Below are 19,710 nucleotides of genomic sequence, written 5' to 3' on the forward strand. Positions count from 1 at the left end.
GAGCAGGAGATCATATGACCGAAACAACTTTTATGCATGAATATGACGCGCAGGCAGGCGAACTTGTAAGCTGCGATTATCAAGACATTGCTCGTGATGAGCCGCATGAAGAGTGCGGTCTCATTGGTGTGTACCATCACTGTGATGCAAGCCTTTTGAGTTTCTTTGGACTTATTGCATTGCAGCATAGAGGTCAGGAAGGCGCAGGTATTGTAAGTTTTACTCACCTCGGTAAAGATGGAGCGGCACAGCCGCGTGTTTATCAAAAACGTGGTCTTGGTTTAGTAAGTGAAGTTTTTTGCCAACGTAAGGATTTTTCTGAGCTTCCAGGCGATATTGCATTAGGACATGTTCGTTATTCAACTTGTGGCGATGCGTCAATTAATAATATTCAGCCATTTGTATTCAGATTTTCGGATATAAATGTAGCGCTTGCGCATAATGGCAATCTTGTAAACAGCATAACACTGCGAAAACGTCTTGAAGACCAAGGAGCTATTTTTAACTCTACCAGCGACTCAGAGATTTTAATGCATCTTATTCGTCATAGTTCAAAAAGCTCGTTTCACGAGCAGGTAAAAGACGCACTTTTGCAGGTAAAAGGTGGATTTACCTATATTTTAGCAACGGATAATGAGTTGATTGGCGCCTGTGACCCCTGCGGTTTTAGACCTTTGGTTGTAGGAAAACTGGGCGATGGTGCATATTGTATGGCAAGCGAATCGTGCGCGCTTAATCAAATTGGTGCATCATTTTTATTTGATGTTGAGCCTGGTGAAGTGGTATTTATTAAAGACGGTCAGGTTACGCGCGAATATTATACCAGCCACCATCAGCAGGCAATTTGTGCGATGGAGTATATCTACTTTGCGCGACCCGATTCAGTTATTCACGATGTATGTGTTCACACGGCGCGCAAACGCTCTGGCGAAATTCTTGCGCACGAGGCTCCGTGTCCGCAGGCCGATTTGGTGATAGGTGTACCCAATTCTTCGCTTTCCGCAGCTATGGGCTATGCTGAAGCGTCGGGTTTGCCTAACGAAATGGGGCTCGTTAAAAATCAGTATATTGGCAGAACGTTTATACAACCTACTCAGGCCGAGCGCCGGCGAGGCGTACGCATGAAGTTGTCGGCGGTGCGCAAGATCGTTGAAGGTAAAAGCATCGTGATGGTTGATGATTCAATTGTGCGTGGCACTACCTCGCGTTTAATTGTTGCGCTGCTCTTTGAAGCTGGTGCGCGTGAAGTGCACGTACGCATTGCGAGTCCTGCTCTTAAATATCCGTGTTTTTATGGAATTAATATTTCGGATACGCGTGAGCTTATTGCAGCAGGTCACAGCCTTGAATACATTAGGTCCTTTATTGGAGCAACATCACTTGCGTATTTAAGTGAGCAAGGTCTTATTAAAGCGATTGATCTGCATGTGGATGCTCCGTATCAGGGTTTGTGCATGGCGTACTTTAACGGTGATTATCCAACACGCTTGTTTGATTACGAGCAGGATTACAAAGCCTCACTTGCCGAGGTAAATCAAGTGCCGCTTAAACATGCTTCGCATATTACCGATCGTGTTCAATAACACAGGCATGCATGTACGATGTGTTTTGCATTCCAAATGGAAAGGATTCTTATGAGCCAAAATGCATATTCTCAAGCAGGTGTTGATGTAGAGGCAGGATATGAAGCCGTATCTCGTATAAAAAAGCATGTTCATGCAACATATCGAAAAGAAGTTTTGGGCGATCTGGGTGGCTTTGCTGGTTTGTTTTCGCTTAAAGACTTTCACTTTGATGATCCCGTTTTAGTTTCGGGAACCGATGGTGTTGGTACCAAAATCCTGTTAGCAAAGCAACTTAATCGACTCGATACTGTTGGTATAGACTGTGTTGCTATGTGCGTAAACGATGTTCTTGCACAAGGCGCTGAACCCCTGTTTTTCCTCGATTACATAAGCGTGGGCAAAAACTCGCCTGAACGTATGGAAGCATTGGTTAAAGGCGTGTGTGAGGGATGTAAACAAGCAGGTGCTGCGCTTATTGGCGGCGAAATGGCAGAGATGCCTGGTTTGTACGAATCTGATGAGTTTGATTTAGCAGGCTTTTGTGTGGGCATTGCCGAGCGTCGTGCACTTTTGCATACATCGCTGGTGCACGAGGGTGATGTACTTGTAGGATTAGCATCTTCGGGTATACATTCAAATGGATTTAGTCTTGTTCGCTCTATTTTAGGTCAATCGCTCTCGCAACATCCTGAGCTTTTGGAGCCTACTAAAATCTATGTAAAAAGCGTTCTTCCGCTTGTACGGCAAGGGCTTATTCACGGGATTTCTCATATTACAGGCGGTGGATTTGTTGAAAACATTCCGCGTATGTTGCCGCGTGATTTGCGAGCTTATATATACGATGGATCATGGGATAAACCAGCCGTCTTTAGCATGCTTCAAGAGCAGGGTAATCTTGAGTACGCCTCGATGTTTGAATATTTTAATATGGGCATTGGTCTTGTCCTTTCTATTAGTAAAGACGATGTTCAAAAGGTAATGGATGCTCTAAAAACCGCAGGTGAACAGGTATTTGTGATTGGTTGTGTAGAGAAAGCTGATTCCATAGAACATGGCTCATCTGTATATTTACAAGATAGACCACAAATTGTTATAGACGCCAAGACCTCTGAGGAGCACTAAGTTATGAAACTTGCTGTTTTTGCATCGGGTTCTGGAACAAATTTTGAAGCTATCTATGATATCTGCTGTCGTCAAACGCGTGTTTTAGAAATTGCGCTTCTTTTTTGTGACAACCCAAATGCATATGTGTGTACGCGCGCTAAAAAATTAGGCGTTCCGCTTGAGGTTTTCTCTCCTTGTGATTTTGCAACGCGTGCAGATTACGAGCAAGCTCTTGTTGCACTTTGCAAGCGCTATAAAATAGATTTTGTGGCATTGGCAGGCTATATGCGTATTTTACATAAACCTATGTTGGACGCATTTCCTCAAAAAATCATCAACATTCATCCTGCGCTTTTACCTTCTTTTCCAGGAGCTACAGCTATCGCAGATGCTTTTGCTGCAAAAGTAAGGATTTCAGGGGTAACCGTTCATTACATTGACGAGGGAATAGACACAGGAACAGTTATAAGTCAAGTGCAAGTTCCTCGCTTTGACAATGATACTCTTGATAGTTTTGAAGCGCGTATTCATGAAGCAGAGCATTTGTTATACCCTTCTGTTTTGATAAAAATTGCCTGTAAAAGTACGTTTGATACTGATGAACTCGTGAGTGCGTAATATATCGTGTACGAAGCACACGAAGCACACGAAGCACACGAAGCACACGAAGCACGAGAAGCACGAGAAGCACGAAAGGATGTCTCATGGACATATTGGTTGTAGGTTCTGGTGGACGCGAACACGCCTTAGCACGCTCGTTTGCGAAATCGCCTCACGTGACACACGTTTTTTGCGCACCTGGTAACCCAGGCATGTGCGCTGAAAAAATATCATGTGTCCAAATTTCTCAAGATGACTTTAAGGGATTAGCTGATTTTTGCGTACAACATAACATCGACTGGACATTTGTTGGACCCGAGTTGCCTCTCTTTTCTGGCATTGTTGATTATTTTGAGGCACGCGGGCTTAAAATTTTTGGCCCAACTCAAAAAGCCGCACAAATAGAATCATCTAAATCATTTGCTAAAGACTTGATGGAAGCGCATCACATTCCTACGGCAAAATATTCAGTTCACACATCTTATGAAAGTGCATTAGATGCTGTAAAAAGACACTGTGTTACCTCGTCTCATTTTGCCCCTATTGTTATTAAAGCCGACGGTCCAGCAGCAGGTAAAGGTGTTATTATTGCGCGTACGTTACACGACGCCGATCAGGCTCTTCAGGAGATATTTACACTTCATGAGTTTGGAAGCCAAACAAAAGTGGTTCTTGAAGAGTTCCTTGAAGGTCCTGAATTTTCGTTCTTTACCCTTGTATATGGCAATAGTCGTATCTATTTACCCTGCGCACAAGATTTCAAGCGCCAAGGTACAGGAGATACTGGCTTAAATACAGGAGGCATGGGCGCGTATACGCCTGTTCCCTTCGTAACGCCTGAACTGGTTCAGCAAACTATTACAACTATCGTTGAACCTACCTTATCGGCCCTGCAAGAACAAAACGCTCAATTTAACGGAGTACTGTATACGGGACTTATGCTTACGAGCTCTGGTCCTTATGTTATAGAATTTAATGCCCGTTTTGGTGACCCCGAAACGCAGGTTATTACATCGGTTTTGGATGAAGATACTGCATTGATGATAGCCGAGTTGCTCAGTGGCACAGATACCAAACGCTTTGCCAAGGCACATGGCTCATGCGTAGGCGTTGTTGTTGCTGCTGATGGTTATCCAAAATCTTATATAAAAAATATTCCACTCACGTCATTTAGTAATCCTCCTTCTTCGATTGAATTGATTTATGCTGGAGTAAAGTCGGCTACAACGTTAGATACACAAACAGATGTAACACCATGTGAAAAGTTAGAACTAGAATCACGTGCAAAGTTAGACGTAAATCAAGGTGATCTGCTGTCTTCTGGTGGTCGTATTCTTATGGCGCTTTCACAAGGCTCTAGCATTGCACAAGCCCGAAAGCACGTGTATGACTACCTCGATTCGTTAGAGCTCCCACATATGTTTTACCGTTCAGATATTGCACTTAAAGCTCAAAACAACAATGCATAGTGTGTTTCTACTATCAAATGCATAGAGTGTTTTAACGTCTTATGTTGCAATAACATGCGGTGTATCCAACAACATGCACGCTTTATACAAAACGAGCAGAGTGTATATAACGTGTTTATGCATGATGGCCTCCAATTTGTTGGTTTCTCTGTCTTCCTGTTGCGTGTGGCAATAAGCTTGTCCCTCGCAACAGGGAGTTTTTACCATATTTATGTTTAACGGCAAGTGTGGCATAGGCAAGTTTATATTCGTTAGTGTGCGTTTCATCTCCTTCAAAAAGTGTTGGAGTAACTTGTGCTTGGGGCTTAAGATTTCCCAGCGTAATGCAAATTTTGCGTATAAGGCGATCTTTATCAACGCGTGTGTCCCACAGCGTATCAAGAATTTGTTCTAGTATGCTGCGTGATGCTGTATGGTATGAAAGCGTATGAGAACAGTGAAGTGTGTACTGACGACTTTTGAGATAAACAGAATCAATACCGTTTACCTGCGCTAAGGGTGTGTTAGTATACATAACTTCAAGGGTAATGCACGAGCATGTATTTCTTTCTTCAATAAGACGAAGACATGAGTCATAAATCATTTCTTTACAAATACTTTTTGCTTCTGCTTCGCTATAATCGCGCAGAAGTACCTGTCCATTTGATATCGACTGATGTCGCGGCTTGTATGCCTTGATTGAACTTATGGTGCAAAAATCAAGACCCCAAGCATGTTGGATAAGCGTGTGTGCGCCTATGCCAAATTCTCGCAACAGAATTTCATTGGAAATGCCACATACGCCATGCAGATCGAACACGCCATAATGTGCAAGTTTTTGAGCGGTGCTTGATCCTATGCCCCATATATCTGTCAGCGGTCGATGACGCCATATATCACGATAAAAGAGTGTTTTGGTAAGAATCCCCATATGCGTGTTATTGTGTTTTGCGATAATATCCATGGCAATTTTTGCAAGAAACATATTGCTTCCAATACCCGCTGTTGCACAAATATGTTCTTGCTCATATACGGTGTCGATAAGCATTTGCGCAATTTGTTGTGACGACATGTTGTATCGTTTGATATACGGTGCAATATAGATGAAACACTCGTCTATTGAGTATGGAAAAATATCGCACGGTGCACAAAATTGTTCATAGATAGAGCGTATACGTGCAGAAACATCAACATAGTGCTGCATGCGTGGTTTTACTTTTATATACGTTATGTCTTTGGGAATCTCGTATACTCTACAACGATTTCGTACACCTTGTGCTTTAAGCGCAGGCGTAACGGCCAAGCAGATGGTTCCTTCTCCGCGATCGGGATCGGCAACTACTAAGTTGGTTGTAAATGGATTGAGTCCTCGATCGGCACATTCAACTGAAGCGTAAAAAGTTTTGAGATCAATGCACATATACGGTAGGGCATCTATATGCTCATGCGCTGCTTTTTGCGCATATAGATCTTGTGTTGCTTTGGTATTTGCTTGGGATGTGGCATTAAAAGGAATGTATCCTGCAAGTGTGAACACCGAGACTCCTTAGAACAAAAGTTCGTAAAACATGTGTTCTAGTATAGAACGCATGTACGATAAAAGCAAGTCTCAATACGTGTTATATGTGTGTGCAAATATACCTACAAGCCATGTGTTTGCCAAACACTGACACCTTGGCATAATTTCTTGGGTTATACCTCGTCTACGTGCACATATAATTATTTAGCCGCGCTAAATAATTTGAAAAATGAAAAAATCCAAATAATGAGTTTCGGGCATACCCCATATAATAGGATGGTCGCACGCCTGTTGCCGCGCTTCAATTTGTCTGAGCGTAACGTGGGCTTGTTGTGCTGCACTTTGAAGTACGTCTTGCAAAAGTTTTGTTGACATAAAGTGACTACAGCTACACGTGGCTAGATATCCGCCACGTGGCAGAAGTTTCATAGCGTGGTAATTGATTTCTTTGTAGCCTCGCATAGCCGAAGAAATGGTGCTCCTACTTTTAGTAAACGCAGGGGGATCAAGAATAATCACATCAAAAGGGCCGCCTTCGGCATGTGCATAGGTTTTATCCTGCGCCAATTTACGCAGATAGTCCAGGACATCTGCACAGCTACAGTGTACGATATGCTCAACATGGTTAAGACGCGCATTTTCTTGAGCCAGTTTAAGCGCAAGCTCGCTAATATCAACCGCTCGAACAGTTTTTGCTCCTGCAACGGCTGCATTAAGGGCAAATGGTCCAACGTGTGAGAAGCAGTCTAGCACTCGTTTACCTGCACATATGCTACGGATTGCCCGTCTGTTGTATTTTTGATCCAGAAAAAATCCCGTTTTTTGACTGTTTTCTACATCAACAGAAAAAGCTATTCCATTTTCGTGCATAATAAGCTGCGATGAAGTGGGCACGCTAAGCGCAGGCGCCAATTTGGTATACCAGCCTTTATAAAGTGCTAGGCCTTCTTTGGTTCGCACAGGCGAATCGCAGCGTTCATACAACGCACGGATGTCCTCGCCAGCCTCGTGCAAAACTTCAACAACAAGTCGATAGAGCAGATCCTTTATACGCTCAACACCAACGGTGGTAATTTGACATACCAAAACGCTTTCATATCTGTCGACGATAAGCCCAGGGATCCCGTCTGCTTCGGAAAAAATAACGCGGCAGCAGTGTGTATCGTCGGTATGAGGAAGGCTTTGTTCTTTCATGCAGCTTACGCGGTATTGCCATGCCCACATAATGCGACGTTTCCAAAACGCTTCGTCAAAACGATCATTAGCGTTTGTACTTACCATACGCAGACGAATGGTACTGTTTTGAGAAAGAAACGCCGTGCCTCGATACGTTCCGTTTTCTTCGCAAACATCTACCAGCGAAGCATTTTCCACCGTTCGTGTAGTCTTATCACGTGCCTCAATTTTTATAACCTCGTCAGCATAAACCCAGCTAAATCCATCTTTAAGCGCACGAGTGGCCTTTTTGGTAATAGTGGCTACGGGGTATGTTCTCATTTGTTTCATCGGCGCTCCTTGGATGGGTCTGTTACATGCGTGTGAGGCAATGTTTAATAATTCAAGCAATACTCATAATCAACGGTTTATCCATCAAGACAAACGTTATGCATTATCCCAAATTCGATGCGTAAAAACACCGTCTTCATAGATACCATAACTATGCGTGCCGTCTTTAGGAAGGCCAACGCTGCCTGGATTAAAACACCATATACCTGGGTATGTTGTGCTTTCCTCGTTAATTTTTTTGTGAGTATGGCCAAATATCAACGCGCTTCCCTGCGGAAGAGGAGGCATATGATCACAAGAATTATGAAAGCCTGCTCCCCATTTATGTCCGTGCGTGCAAAAGAGTGCGCGACCTTGTATGAGCTTGCCGTGCTCGTTTGCGCGCTGAATTTTGGTACCAATATCGCTATCAAGAGTTTGATCCCATAAAATGTTATATTCTGCTAAACAAGGAAATTCCAAAACCCATTGGTCTACCTCTGCTTCGCAGTTACCGCACACTACAATAAGCTGTTCTTTAATTGAATTAAGCATAGCAATAACTTCTTTATGATTATAATCAGCAGGAAGATTATTACGCGGACCGTGATAGAGCAAATCGCCCAACAATATAACGCGATCAGGTTGATGTTGGTCAAGCTCATCAATTAAGCGGCGACACCATTGAGCGGCACCATGAATATCCGATACAATAACGAGCTTCATAAAATCATCTCCATAAATTTGATGAGTGTGCGCACGCAAATTAACACACACAACTTGTATCAAGTGTACTACAACTGTATTGTGACCTGTGCAAATACAAAACGTATTCAAGAAGAAACTCTCACGCGCCTATGCTCAGATATGAAGGTGCAGCGTATAATATCTATGATATGTGGAGATATAAAAAATCTAGTATGAATACACTTAGATTATGTATAGTATTCATATATAGAGGGAACAATTCTGATAGTGCGTGAGAAACGCACCTTTAACGAAATGTAAAACATGCACGATATCCATACAAAGCGTATGCGTGCTTGTGCATGTCATGATGAAAGGATACCAGCTATGAGTAAAGTATTGGGAATCGACCTTGGTACCACAAACTCGGCAATGGCAGTGCTTGAGGGTGGCGCACCTACTATTATTGTAAATGCCGAAGGCGATCGCACCACACCGTCAGTTGTGGGCTTTCGTGCCGAAGGCGACCGTATTGTAGGAAAAGCTGCTAAAAACCAAGCAGTTACCAACCCTACTAACACGGTATTTTCTATTAAGCGTTTTATGGGTCGTCGTTTTGACGAGGTTAGCTCAGAGATTAAAACTGTTCCTTATTCCGTTAAAGGCGGTACTGGCAATCGTGCTGTTGTAACCATTAACGGAGAAGACTTTACCCCTGAGCAAATTTCGGCCATGGTGCTTTCTAAGATGAAGGCTGATGCCGAGAAATATTTGGGAGAAAAAGTTACCGAAGCTGTTATTACCGTTCCTGCTTACTTTAATGACGCGCAACGTCAGGCAACTAAAGACGCAGGTAAAATTGCAGGTTTGGACGTTAAGCGTATCGTAAACGAGCCTACGGCTGCAGCACTTGCATACGGTTTGGATAAAAAAGATATTGACCAAAAAGTTCTCGTATTTGACCTTGGTGGTGGTACGTTTGATGTATCGCTGCTTGATTTGGCAGATGGCGTGGTAGAAGTTCTTGCCACTAATGGTGATAACCACCTAGGTGGTGACGATTGGGATCAGCGTGTTATCGACTGGTTGGCAGATAAATTCCAGTCGGATAACAATATTGATTTGCGCAAAGATCCTATGGCTCTTCAACGTCTTAAAGAGGCTGCTGAAAACGCAAAGAAAGAGCTTTCGAGTGCTCAACAAGCAGACATTAACCTGCCCTTTATTACTGCTGATGCAACTGGTCCTAAGCACCTCAACTACACACTTACCCGCGCTGAGTTTGAGCGCATTACGCGCGACCTTCTTGAGCGCTGCAAAGAGCCTGTTACCAAGGCGCTTCGTGATGCAAACATCTCAATCTCTGATGTAAACGAGGTTATCCTCGTTGGTGGATCATCTCGTATGCCTGCTGTTCAAGAGCTTGTTAAAACTATTACAGGCAAGCAACCTAACATGAGCGTTAACCCCGATGAGGTAGTTGCTGATGGTGCAGCGGTTCAAGCTGGTGTTCTTACAGGTGATGTTTCGGGCATTTTGCTTTTGGACGTGACGCCGCTTTCTTTGGGTGTAGAAACCTTGGGCGGTATGATGACCAAGATGATTGATCGTAATACAACCATTCCTACCAGCAAAACCGAGATTTATTCAACTGCTGTTGACAATCAAACATCTGTTGAAATCAACGTTTTACAAGGCGAGCGTCAGCTTGCACACGACAACAAGAGCTTAGGTAAGTTTAGCCTGACTGGCATCCCTGCAGCTCGTCGTGGAGTTCCTCAAATTGAAGTTACCTTTGATATCGACGCAAACGGTATTGTAAAGGTTACTGCAAAAGATAAGGGAACAGGCAAAGAGCAGCAGATTACCATTTCTGGTTCAACAGCACTTTCTGATGATGAAGTGGATCGCATGGTTAAAGATGCTGAATCTCATGCTGAAGAAGATAAAAAGCACAAAGACGAAATTGAGGTACGCAACCAAACAGATTCGCTTGCATACTCAACCGAGCAAACTTTGAAGGATTTGGGTGACAAGGTTCCTGCTGATCAGAAGAAAGCTGCTGAAGATGCGGTAGCTGAAGCTAAGAAGGCACTTGAAGGTCAAGACATCGAAGCTATTAAGGCTGCTGGCGAAAAACTGCAGGAAGTTGGCCATAAACTTGCCGAGATTGTGTATTCAAACGCACAACAAGCAAGCGCACAACAGCCACAAGGCGCGGGCACAGATGCGCAACAAAAGCCTCAAGATGATGTTGTTGACGCAGATTATGAAGTTGTAGACGACGACAAAAAGAACTAAGCGTTATACGCATAGCTAGTAGCCGGGGCAGTACACAATTTCTGTACTGCCCTCTATACCATAAGGAGGTAGAACGTCTATGATGCCTAATGATGAAAAACAGGATTTCTCGCACGAAGGTGCAGCAGACGCATCTCAACAGATGCCTCACAGTCATCACGATACCCCATCTGCGCATAAGTCTGATGATAAATCACCTGATCAAGCTTGTAGTTCGTGTGATTCTGCTGCGCACGTTACAGAACATGTAGATGCGTGTTCCGATGAGGACGCTACCGTAGCCGCAGCTATTGCTGCAGGTGAAAAAGCTGCGCGTGAAGACATTAAGGCAGACTTTGACAAGCTTAAAAAAGAGCATGACGAGCTTTCTGGGCAATTAGAAGATTTACAAGACACACTTGACGCAAAGTCCAAAGAGGCAGCGGCGGCAAATCAAAAATTTATGCGCCTGCAAGCAGATTGGGATAATTACAGAAGACGTACGGCTCAGGAACGTTTGGACGAGCAAGCCCGCGCAGCAGAAAAACTGGTTCTAAGTCTTTTACCTGTTATTGATGACATGGAGCGTGCAGCTAATCATGCAGCTTCGTTGGATAACAAGGATGATAACTTTACACAGTTTTTAGATGGTATTTCCCAAGTTCACGATAAAATGCTTGCAATTTTGGCAAAAGAAGGCGTTGAGGTTATTGATCCTGCAGGTAAAGCCTTTGATCCTTTGATTCATCAAGCAGTGGGCAGACAAGAAAATAAAGATGCCTATGCCGATACAGTTGCCGATGTATATCAAAAAGGTTATCGCATGGGTGGAAAAGTAATTCGCAATGCTATGGTTACGGTGACGTTCGGAGGCCCTGCTCGTCCTGCAGATACTCAAGACGACGCAACCAGCTCAGATGGTGCTTCTGAACAAGCATAGTGTGCTCAACCTTTGAATTGTTGAAAGGAGGCGCTTGTCAAAATGGCGCAAAGAAGTTATTACGATATTTTAGGCGTACCAAAAAGCGCCACCGATCAAGATATTCGTCGGGCATTTCGTAAATTAGCAGCAAAATATCACCCTGATGCTGGCGGTGACGAAAAAAAATTTAAAGAGATCAGCGAGGCTTATACAACACTTTCAGATAAAAACAAGCGTCGTGAGTATGATCAGATGTTGCAATTTGGTGGAATTGGCGGTTCGGGTTTTGGACCCTACGCTTCTGCTGGGCGTGGCTCGTCATATGCGTATACAGCCAATATGGGCAACTGGAATGATGTTTTTACTAACATTCGTAATGGTAATGGTGCGTTTTCAGATTTTGATTTTTCAAGTATTTTTGGGAATGCAGCAGGCTCATCAGGCTATACGCAACGCAGCGCAAAGGGTAGAGATCTAACATTATCGCTTACACTGAGCGCGCAACAGGCATATAACGGTTGTACACAGCGCGTACGCTTTACAATTCCATCTACTAAAGAAAGCCAAACGTTAGAGGTAAAAGTTCCTGCTGGTGCTCAAAATGGTGGCAAGCTGAGGTATCGTGGTCGAGGAGAATACGGTATCGGTACCGGCGAACGTGGAGATCTTGTTATTACCACTTCTGTTTCGGATGATCCGCTTTTCCATCGTGATGGTGCAGATGTTCATATGGAGCTTCCTATTAGTATATATGAAGCTATATTAGGCGCCCATATAGACATTCCAACCCCTGATGGTACCGAGCTTCGTCTTAAGATTCCTGCAGGTACACAAGACGGTAAGACATTTAGATTCAAAGACTTAGGCGCATGTGTGCCTAAGAAAAAAGGTGCACGTGGCTCGCTTTTTGTTAGTGTGCGTGTAAAAATTCCTACGTATCTTTCTGCAAAAGAGCGTGAAACTTTTGAGCGTTTGCGTGATAATGATATGCAAGACTACAGAAAGGACGTGCGTGAGCATGGAGACGCGTGGAAAAAGCGCTAAAGATAAGCCGTTATACATGATCAGTGTTGCAGCCGAACTTACTGGTATGCATCCGCAAACACTTCGTGTCTATGAACAAAAAGGTCTCGTAAATCCTGGTCGTTCGCGCGGAAATACGCGTTTGTATTCTGCTAACGACATAGAGCGCTTAAATCTTATCAGCAAACTCACCGATGAAGGTATTAATCTTGCAGGTGTGGTTCGTATTTTGGATATGCGTGAGCGCTCCGTTGCTCGTGATGAAGAAAACGATGCATTGCGCAAACGCATACGCGCGCTTGAGGATGAAGTCCACGAGCTGCGTATGCGCGAGCGTATAACCGCGCTTGCTCGCTATGATTCTAATAATCCCGAAACAATTATGCGTGGTTTATTATCTGGAGATACTCAAGACGCGTGATATAAACCATTTGGTGTGCGCGTAAGCTAAAGCTAGACTTTACTGTGTTCTATTCGCGGGTAGAACACGCCTTTTCCTTTTATTTTTTGCGTAATTTCTTACTTGTAGGATATGTGTAGACCTATAAATCTAATATGAATACACTTAGATAATGTATAAAGTAAGACTTAAGGGTAATACTTCTTAACAGAGATTGAGCCATGCGCCCAATCGTATAAAACAAACATTCGTAAATTTCATGAAAGAGGTGGTATGTATGCAGCTGTCTATGTGGTCCACTACAGCTCAGGAGTTGCTCCAACAGGCAATCGCCGCAGCTCAAACAGCACATGCATCGCAGGTGTTGCCGCTGCACGTTTTGGATGCGCTTCTTTCATCGCGTGAAAGAAATATATCTGCCATTATCGAGAAAATTGGCGGTGACGCCGGGGCTATCGAGCGTTCAGTGAAAGAGAAGCTTGCTAAGTTACCAGCAATAACAGGGCAAACTGTTCAAACTGAGCTAAGCAATCAGCTCATTGATGTGGCAAATAAAGCCGAGACATATGCTCATAAACTTACCGATGATTACGTTACAACCGAGCATATTCTTTATGCGCTTGCGTCTACATCTGGTGATGCACAAAAAATCTTGCAAGACTTTGGCATTACTGCACAGCGTGTTGCAAAAGTTTACGAGGAATTGCGCGGAAATGATCGCGTAACCTCTGCTGATAGCAAGCCTCAATTTCAGGCGCTTGAACAATACGGCAGAAACGTTTGTGCACTTGCTCGTGCTCACAAGCTTGACCCCGTTATTGGCCGTGTTGAAGAGATTCGTAGGACAATTCAGGTCCTTAGTCGTCGTACTAAAAATAATCCAGTACTTATTGGCGAGCCTGGTGTTGGTAAAACAGCAATTGTAGAGGGCTTAGCCGAGCGCATAGTTGCAGGTGATGTTCCGTCAAGCATCAAAGATAAAGAGCTTATCGAGCTTGATATGAGCGCGCTTGTCGCTGGAGCTAAGTATCGCGGCGAATTTGAAGATCGCCTTAAAGCGGTGCTTAAAGAAGTAGAAAAGTCTCAAGGCCGAATTATTTTGTTTATCGATGAGCTTCATACGATTGTAGGAGCAGGGGCAACAGATGGTGCAATGGATGCCGGTAATATTTTAAAGCCCGCACTTGCACGTGGCGCGCTTCATGCAATAGGAGCCACAACGCTGGACGAGTACCGTAAATATATCGAGAAAGACCAAGCCTTGGCGCGTCGTTTTCAAACGGTGTTGGTAAAAGAGCCTTCCGTTGAGGACACGGTATCAATTTTAAGAGGCCTTAAACAAGCTTATGAGCAACATCATCGTGTTCGTATTTGTGATGCTGCGTTGGTGAGTGCCGCAGATTTGTCTAATCGCTATATTAGTGAGCGCTTTTTACCTGATAAAGCAATAGATTTGGTTGACGAGGCAGCCTCTCAGCTTCGTATGGAGCTTGATTCGATGCCAGCGGATATAGATGCAAAGCAACGCGAACTTACTCGCATGCAAATTGAGGAGCAGGCGCTTAAAAAAGAGGATGACGATGCTTCTAAGGAACGTTTGAGTGCGCTTCAAAAAGAAATTGCAGACGCGCGTGAAATTCTTACAACTGCACGTGCAAAATGGTATAACGAAAAACACGCAATCGATAAGGTCCAAGACCTTAAATCAAAGATTGAACACTCAAAACGTGATATGGAATATGCCGCACAGACATCGGATTTGGCTCGCGCATCCGAGTTGCGTTATGCAACGATACCCGAGCTTGAAAAACGCTATCAAGAAGCCGAAGCCGCTTTGCATGACAAGCAGGAAAATGGCGGCTTGCTTAAAGAAGAAGTAACACCTGAGGAAATTGCAGCCGTTGTTTCTTCGTGGACAGGCATTCCTGTTGCAAAGATGATGCAGGGTGAAATGTCTAAATTGCGCGGTTTAGAAGCTGTCCTGCATAAGCGTGTTATCGGACAAGACAAGGCTGTATCAGCTGTTGCGGCGGCTGTGCGCAGAAGTCGTGCAGGGCTTGCAGATCCCAATAAGCCATTGGGAAGCTTTTTCTTCCTCGGCCCTACTGGTGTAGGAAAAACCGAGCTTGCTAAAACGCTTGCCTCTACGCTCTTTGACGATGAACGTGCTTTAGTTCGTATTGATATGAGCGAATATATGGAGAAGTTCAGCGTCCAGCGCCTCATTGGCGCGCCTCCAGGATATGTAGGTTACGACGAAGGTGGACAGCTCACCGAGGCTGTACGCAGACATCCCTACTGTGTTATCTTGCTTGACGAAATGGAAAAGGCACATCCTGATGTGTTTAATATCTTGTTGCAACTGCTTGACGATGGACGTCTAACAGATGGACAAGGTCGTGTGGTGAGCTTTAAAAACTCAATCATTATTATGACCAGCAATGTTGGAAGTCAAATTATATCGCAAGCAACGCAGGCAGGTTCATCGCTTACATCTGAAGATGTTAAAAATCGTGTAACGCAGGCATTGCGCGACACGTTTAAGCCAGAGTTTCTTAACCGAATTGACGATATTGTTATGTTTGACTCTCTTAATGCTGCAGCTATCGAGAAAATTGTTGATCTTCAGCTTAAATCAGTTCGTGAGCGACTTGCACACGAGCGCATGAGCCTCGTCTTAACTGACGCGGCACATAAGCAACTGGCAACTCAGGGCTTTGACCCTGCATACGGCGCGCGTCCCCTTAAGCGCCTTATTCAAACACAGGTGGTAGATACTATTTCTTCGCTTATTATTGATGGACGTGTTCATGAGGGAGATACGCTTGTGGTAGATGTAGATGCAGATCACAATTTTATAGCTCATCCAAAAATGTCTGACGCTCATACAGACCCCGCGCGTGAAGCTTCAACACAAAAAGGATCTTCTCGTATTGCGCAGAATATATCTTCTCGCAGGGGAGACACCACTATCAGAGCCGAACGTGAAGACGATGACGGCTATGACCCGTATTCTGACCGCGCACCTTCGCAAGAAAAACTTTTTGAGAAAAATCCTTGGGATTAGTGAGAAGTACTCTTAACGAATGACGTTAGTGGATGATGTAAAAGAGAACGATAATAATTGCCACCACGATAAGCGCAGATAAAAACAAAAGTTTATTCATTCGTTGTTGTTGGATGCGCTGTTGTGGACGGAAAATGGAACGCTTGTTGCGTGGAATTTCAAGATAGTGACCGTATTGAGATTTATTTAAGATCTCGGCATCCTTTCTTGAGATTCTGCGCTGACGGCGCTTAAGAGAAGAAGATTTTATAGTGCGAGAGTCAATGCCAGTAACGTCGAGATTATCAACTTCATCTTCCTGCAAGTCATTAATGGCTTCTTGTGTGTGATGTGGCTTGGTAGGACGTACATAAGGAGCAGGGCACTCGTCTTTGGTATTGTTGGTATAGGTAAAAGGATCTTCTACATAATCTGCAGTTGCGGCGCTGCGCTGTATAGGCTCCTTAGATTCACAAACGTCTTGGGCACTAGACATGTGTTTTTGTTGCGCACGATTGTCACTACCTGATATACCGTGTAAATCTTCTGTCATACAGCACCTCCGACAGCATTTGTTTTCTCACATTATTTATACCATAATACGCGCTTGAACGCGTAACTCTTTTAGGATTTTACATTTCAATACCTAACAATAGTAGACTTAGATTATATATGTGTAGCAATTATAAAAATATATATGAGGTTGTATAATATCTGTTAGTACGGGTACGTACCTATATGAACATAAGAGGTTGTATAACCTCATCGTTTTAAGGAGTGATTCATATGGCTACTTTGGTTCCTTACAATCGTTTAGAGACACTTCGTCGTGCATTTGATCCTTTTGGTGACTTCTTCCAGGAGCCTGTAGAACTTTCAAATTTGTCCGATGCTCATACGTTTAAGATGAATGTTGAAGATAAAGACACTTCCTATGAAGTTACTGCTGAGCTTGCTGGTGTAAAACGCGAGGATATAGATGTCGAACTTAATGAAGGTCGTCTGTCGATAGCTGTAACTAAGCAAGAAAGCGAAGAGGATAAGCACAAGAATTATCTGTACAAAGAGACATCTTCATGGAGTGCTACGCGTGGTGTTTATCTAAAAGACGCAGCAACACAAGGATTAAGTGCTCGTTTAGCCAATGGCGTGCTTACCATTACGGTCCCTAAACAGCAAGAAAAAGCAAACGTTACTAAGGTTTCAATCGACTAGCTTATTCGCGTTTGACAAGAGGTGTATGAGTGACGACCATATGCTTATACGTGCGGTATCACGTTGTGTGATATCGCACGTTTTGTTTGGCACTTTTTGTTTTACTGTGATGAACAGGCGTTGTTCATATAATACGGTTACAATATTTTTCTGCATACTATCATCTTATGTATTCAGGTTGACACTGCACATGACATTGCACCTATAAGCAAACATACAAAGCGCAGTTTTGAGGAGGTATACGTGCCAAGCGTTCAGGCTCGTTTTGCTCATACAACATCTTCGAGGTCTCAAGTGGAAGGATCTTCATCTGCACCGGTGCTTTTGATGGTCTCTGGTGGAGCCGATTCGTCGGCATTAACCCTGTTAGCTGCAACATCGCAACTTGATCTTGAGGATGGTCGAGGTTGTGCGCCAATTGCAAAAGAGCGTCTGCACATTCTTCACGTAAATCACGGGCTGCGCGGTGCATCCGCTCAAGCTGATGAGGAATTTGTACAAGAGCTTGCCTCTCATTTTGGCATTGTTTTTCATGTCGTACATGTAGATGTTGCTCGTCTTGCTGCACAAAAAACCTTGTCAGGCGAGAAAAATATAGAAAATGTAGGTCGTATGGTGCGCTATAAAGTGGCCTTTGAATTGATAAAAAAACTGTGCCAGCAAACTCATACGCGCGTACAGGATGCCCGTATTCTCACTGCTCATACAGCAAGTGATCGGGTAGAAACATTCTTTTTGAATGCAACTAAGGGGTCGGCACTGTCTGGTTTGTGTTCAATTCCTCGCCGTCGATCAATTATTGTTCGTCCACTTTTGGATACAACGCATGAAGAGCTCTGCGATATGCTTACCCAGCACGGTATGACCTGGTGCGAAGATCAAACCAATCACGATACGCATTATGCACGTGCATATATGCGCCACGTTATTGTTCCCAAGCTCAAGCAAAAAAATCCGCATTTGATTGAGCGAATTTGCTCAACTTGCGATATCTTGCGCGATGAAAACAACTATATGGATAACGTAGCGCGTCGTCATCTTGAGTCGCTTATAAGAAGAAAAACGGAAAGCGTATTAGTGCTTGATGCGCTTCGTTTAAGTTCAGAAGATGTGGCTCTCGCGCGCCGTATGGTGCGTCTTGCACTTATGCAGATGGCGTGTGATATTCGTCTTGATACCGCACACATTGAAGCTATTTTGCGCTGTGTTGCTGCTGGTATTGGCTCTTTAAGCCTTGCAAATTCTTTGTCTGTTCGTGTTGAACATGGCATGCTTTTTATTCGCTTAACCGCACATAAAGAGTTGCTTCGCCCTGCATGGATGCGTGTACCAGGCACGCTTTCGTGTACGCGCAATGCCGTGCCCTATACTTTAGCCGCGCGCATGTACGCGTGTCCTGCTCATATGCAACCCGAAGATTTTGCGCAAAAGCTTTCGCAAAGAACACAAGGTACCCATATAGTATGTGATGCCGAAAGCCTTGGGTTTGCACGGGATTCTCACCCGTCTTTACAGGGAGCTATGTTGTGGGTAGACAACGCACAGCCTGCAGATGTTATGTGTCCTTTTGGCATGAGCGGAAGATCCAAAAAAATTAGTGACCTCTTAAATGAGGCGCACATTCCCCTTGAGGAGCGCCCTCTCATTCCTATTGTTCGCCAAGCTCCCGAAGGAAAAATCGTGTGGGTTGCAAGCATTCGCTCAGATGAGCGTTTTCGTTGTACACCTCGTACTACAGTGATGCTAGAATTAAGTTTTACTCCTGCAAAATAACATTGGAGGAGCATTGGTTTTAGGTGTTCATACTCTGTGGATATGTTCACGTGTAAAAAGTTAGGAGCTATATATCATGAGTGAGCTTCACCCCGATATCGAGCGCGTTATTTTAAGTGAAAACGATATTAAAGCAATCGTAAGCCGTTTAGGTGCCGAAATTTCTAAAGATTACGAGGGTAAAAATCCCCTGTTCATTGCAGTTTTACGTGGAGCATTTATCTTTGCGTCCGATTTGTTACGCGCTGTTACCATACCGTGTGCTATTGACTTTATGGCCGTGTCAAGTTATGGAGACGGAGTAAAAAGCTCGGGTGTTGTGAAAATCCTTAAAGACCTTGATACCAAAATTGAAGGTCGTGACATCATTATTGCTGAGGATATCCTAGACTCAGGTCTTACACTTAAATATCTCATCGGGCTGCTTCGCGCTCGCAAACCAGCTTCAATTCATGTTGCGGCGTTTTCAGTAAAAGATATCCCCAATCATAAACCGGCAATCGAGCCACGTTACGTAGGCACACATGTTCCTGATTCCTTTATTGTGGGCTATGGCTTAGATTATGCCGAGCGTTACCGCAACTTACCCTATGTTGGCGTACTTAAGCCTCAAGTTTATTCACATTAAACGCTATAAGAACGT

General features: G+C 43.9%; 16 protein-coding genes. 12 read left to right on the top strand and 4 right to left on the bottom strand.

What is annotated here, in order from left to right:
- The first annotated feature begins 14 nt into the window (after positions 1 to 14).
- The 4 genes from purF (at position 15) to purD (ending at position 4,738) form a co-directional block, all read left to right on the top strand.
- The gene (gene purF, locus AC5GD6_RS01805; RefSeq protein ID WP_082139625.1) at positions 15 to 1,583 is read left to right on the top strand and encodes an amidophosphoribosyltransferase; all 1,569 of its coding nucleotides are present in this window, start codon (positions 15 to 17) and stop codon (positions 1,581 to 1,583) included.
- 51 nt (positions 1,584 to 1,634) lie between these two features.
- Complete coding sequence (gene purM / locus AC5GD6_RS01810; protein ID WP_491846108.1) at positions 1,635 to 2,687, top strand: phosphoribosylformylglycinamidine cyclo-ligase; 1,053 nt, start codon at positions 1,635 to 1,637, stop codon at positions 2,685 to 2,687.
- Positions 2,688 to 2,690: 3 nt separating this feature from the next.
- The gene (purN, locus tag AC5GD6_RS01815) at positions 2,691 to 3,287 is read left to right on the top strand and encodes a phosphoribosylglycinamide formyltransferase (RefSeq protein WP_353585270.1); all 597 of its coding nucleotides are present in this window, start codon (positions 2,691 to 2,693) and stop codon (positions 3,285 to 3,287) included.
- A gap of 86 nt (positions 3,288 to 3,373) precedes the next feature.
- The gene (gene purD, locus AC5GD6_RS01820) at positions 3,374 to 4,738 is read left to right on the top strand and encodes a phosphoribosylamine--glycine ligase (RefSeq protein ID WP_491846109.1); all 1,365 of its coding nucleotides are present in this window, start codon (positions 3,374 to 3,376) and stop codon (positions 4,736 to 4,738) included.
- Positions 4,739 to 4,853: 115 nt separating this feature from the next.
- On the opposite strand, the gene AC5GD6_RS01825 is transcribed toward purD, so the two are convergent.
- From AC5GD6_RS01825 to AC5GD6_RS01835, 3 genes are all read right to left on the bottom strand, one after another.
- Positions 4,854 to 6,254, bottom strand: a complete 1,401-nt coding sequence (locus tag AC5GD6_RS01825) for a Y-family DNA polymerase (RefSeq protein WP_491846110.1) — start codon at positions 6,252 to 6,254, stop codon at positions 4,854 to 4,856.
- A 195-nt stretch (positions 6,255 to 6,449) separates the two neighbouring features.
- On the bottom strand, positions 6,450 to 7,742 hold the full coding sequence (locus AC5GD6_RS01830; protein ID WP_311444164.1) for a class I SAM-dependent rRNA methyltransferase: 1,293 nt from the start codon (positions 7,740 to 7,742) through the stop codon (positions 6,450 to 6,452).
- Positions 7,743 to 7,838: 96 nt separating this feature from the next.
- Entirely contained in the window at positions 7,839 to 8,447 is a 609-nt protein-coding gene (locus AC5GD6_RS01835; RefSeq protein ID WP_491846111.1) for a YfcE family phosphodiesterase, read from the bottom strand.
- Between the two features lie 348 nt (positions 8,448 to 8,795).
- On the opposite strand from AC5GD6_RS01835, the gene dnaK reads away from it, so the two are divergent.
- From dnaK to clpB, 5 genes are all read left to right on the top strand, one after another.
- Positions 8,796 to 10,709 carry a molecular chaperone DnaK gene (dnaK, locus tag AC5GD6_RS01840; RefSeq protein ID WP_491846112.1) on the top strand — a complete coding sequence of 638 codons (1,914 nt, stop codon included), beginning with the start codon at positions 8,796 to 8,798 and terminating at the stop codon, positions 10,707 to 10,709.
- Positions 10,710 to 10,788: 79 nt separating this feature from the next.
- On the top strand, positions 10,789 to 11,628 hold the full coding sequence (locus AC5GD6_RS01845) for a nucleotide exchange factor GrpE (protein ID WP_416454376.1): 840 nt from the start codon (positions 10,789 to 10,791) through the stop codon (positions 11,626 to 11,628).
- A gap of 42 nt (positions 11,629 to 11,670) precedes the next feature.
- Positions 11,671 to 12,654, top strand: coding sequence for a DnaJ C-terminal domain-containing protein (locus AC5GD6_RS01850; protein WP_420027731.1), 984 nt, complete (start codon positions 11,671 to 11,673; stop codon positions 12,652 to 12,654).
- On the top strand, positions 12,629 to 13,054 hold the full coding sequence (locus AC5GD6_RS01855; protein ID WP_006303304.1) for a heat shock protein transcriptional repressor HspR: 426 nt from the start codon (positions 12,629 to 12,631) through the stop codon (positions 13,052 to 13,054). The genes AC5GD6_RS01850 and AC5GD6_RS01855 overlap by 26 nt, the downstream gene beginning before the upstream one ends.
- A gap of 256 nt (positions 13,055 to 13,310) precedes the next feature.
- Positions 13,311 to 16,100: an ATP-dependent chaperone ClpB gene (gene clpB / locus AC5GD6_RS01860; RefSeq protein ID WP_491846113.1), complete on the top strand. Its 2,790-nt coding sequence runs from the start codon at positions 13,311 to 13,313 to the stop codon at positions 16,098 to 16,100.
- Between the two features lie 25 nt (positions 16,101 to 16,125).
- Here the strand turns inward: clpB and AC5GD6_RS01865 are convergent, their stop codons facing one another.
- Positions 16,126 to 16,632 (bottom strand): hypothetical protein, encoded by a 507-nt coding sequence (locus tag AC5GD6_RS01865; protein WP_491846114.1) that lies wholly within the window; start codon positions 16,630 to 16,632, stop codon positions 16,126 to 16,128.
- 233 nt (positions 16,633 to 16,865) lie between these two features.
- On the opposite strand from AC5GD6_RS01865, the gene AC5GD6_RS01870 reads away from it, so the two are divergent.
- From AC5GD6_RS01870 to hpt, 3 genes are all read left to right on the top strand, one after another.
- Positions 16,866 to 17,294 carry an Hsp20/alpha crystallin family protein gene (locus AC5GD6_RS01870; protein WP_006303301.1) on the top strand — a complete coding sequence of 143 codons (429 nt, stop codon included), beginning with the start codon at positions 16,866 to 16,868 and terminating at the stop codon, positions 17,292 to 17,294.
- Positions 17,295 to 17,537: 243 nt separating this feature from the next.
- A complete protein-coding gene (gene tilS / locus AC5GD6_RS01875; RefSeq protein ID WP_491846115.1) occupies positions 17,538 to 19,067 on the top strand; it encodes a tRNA lysidine(34) synthetase TilS in 1,530 nt (509 codons plus the stop codon).
- A 76-nt stretch (positions 19,068 to 19,143) separates the two neighbouring features.
- The gene (gene hpt / locus AC5GD6_RS01880; RefSeq protein WP_491846116.1) at positions 19,144 to 19,695 is read left to right on the top strand and encodes a hypoxanthine phosphoribosyltransferase; all 552 of its coding nucleotides are present in this window, start codon (positions 19,144 to 19,146) and stop codon (positions 19,693 to 19,695) included.
- Positions 19,696 to 19,710: the final 15 nt, after the last annotated feature.

The sequence above is a fragment of the Fannyhessea sp. genome, assembly GCF_986145555.1.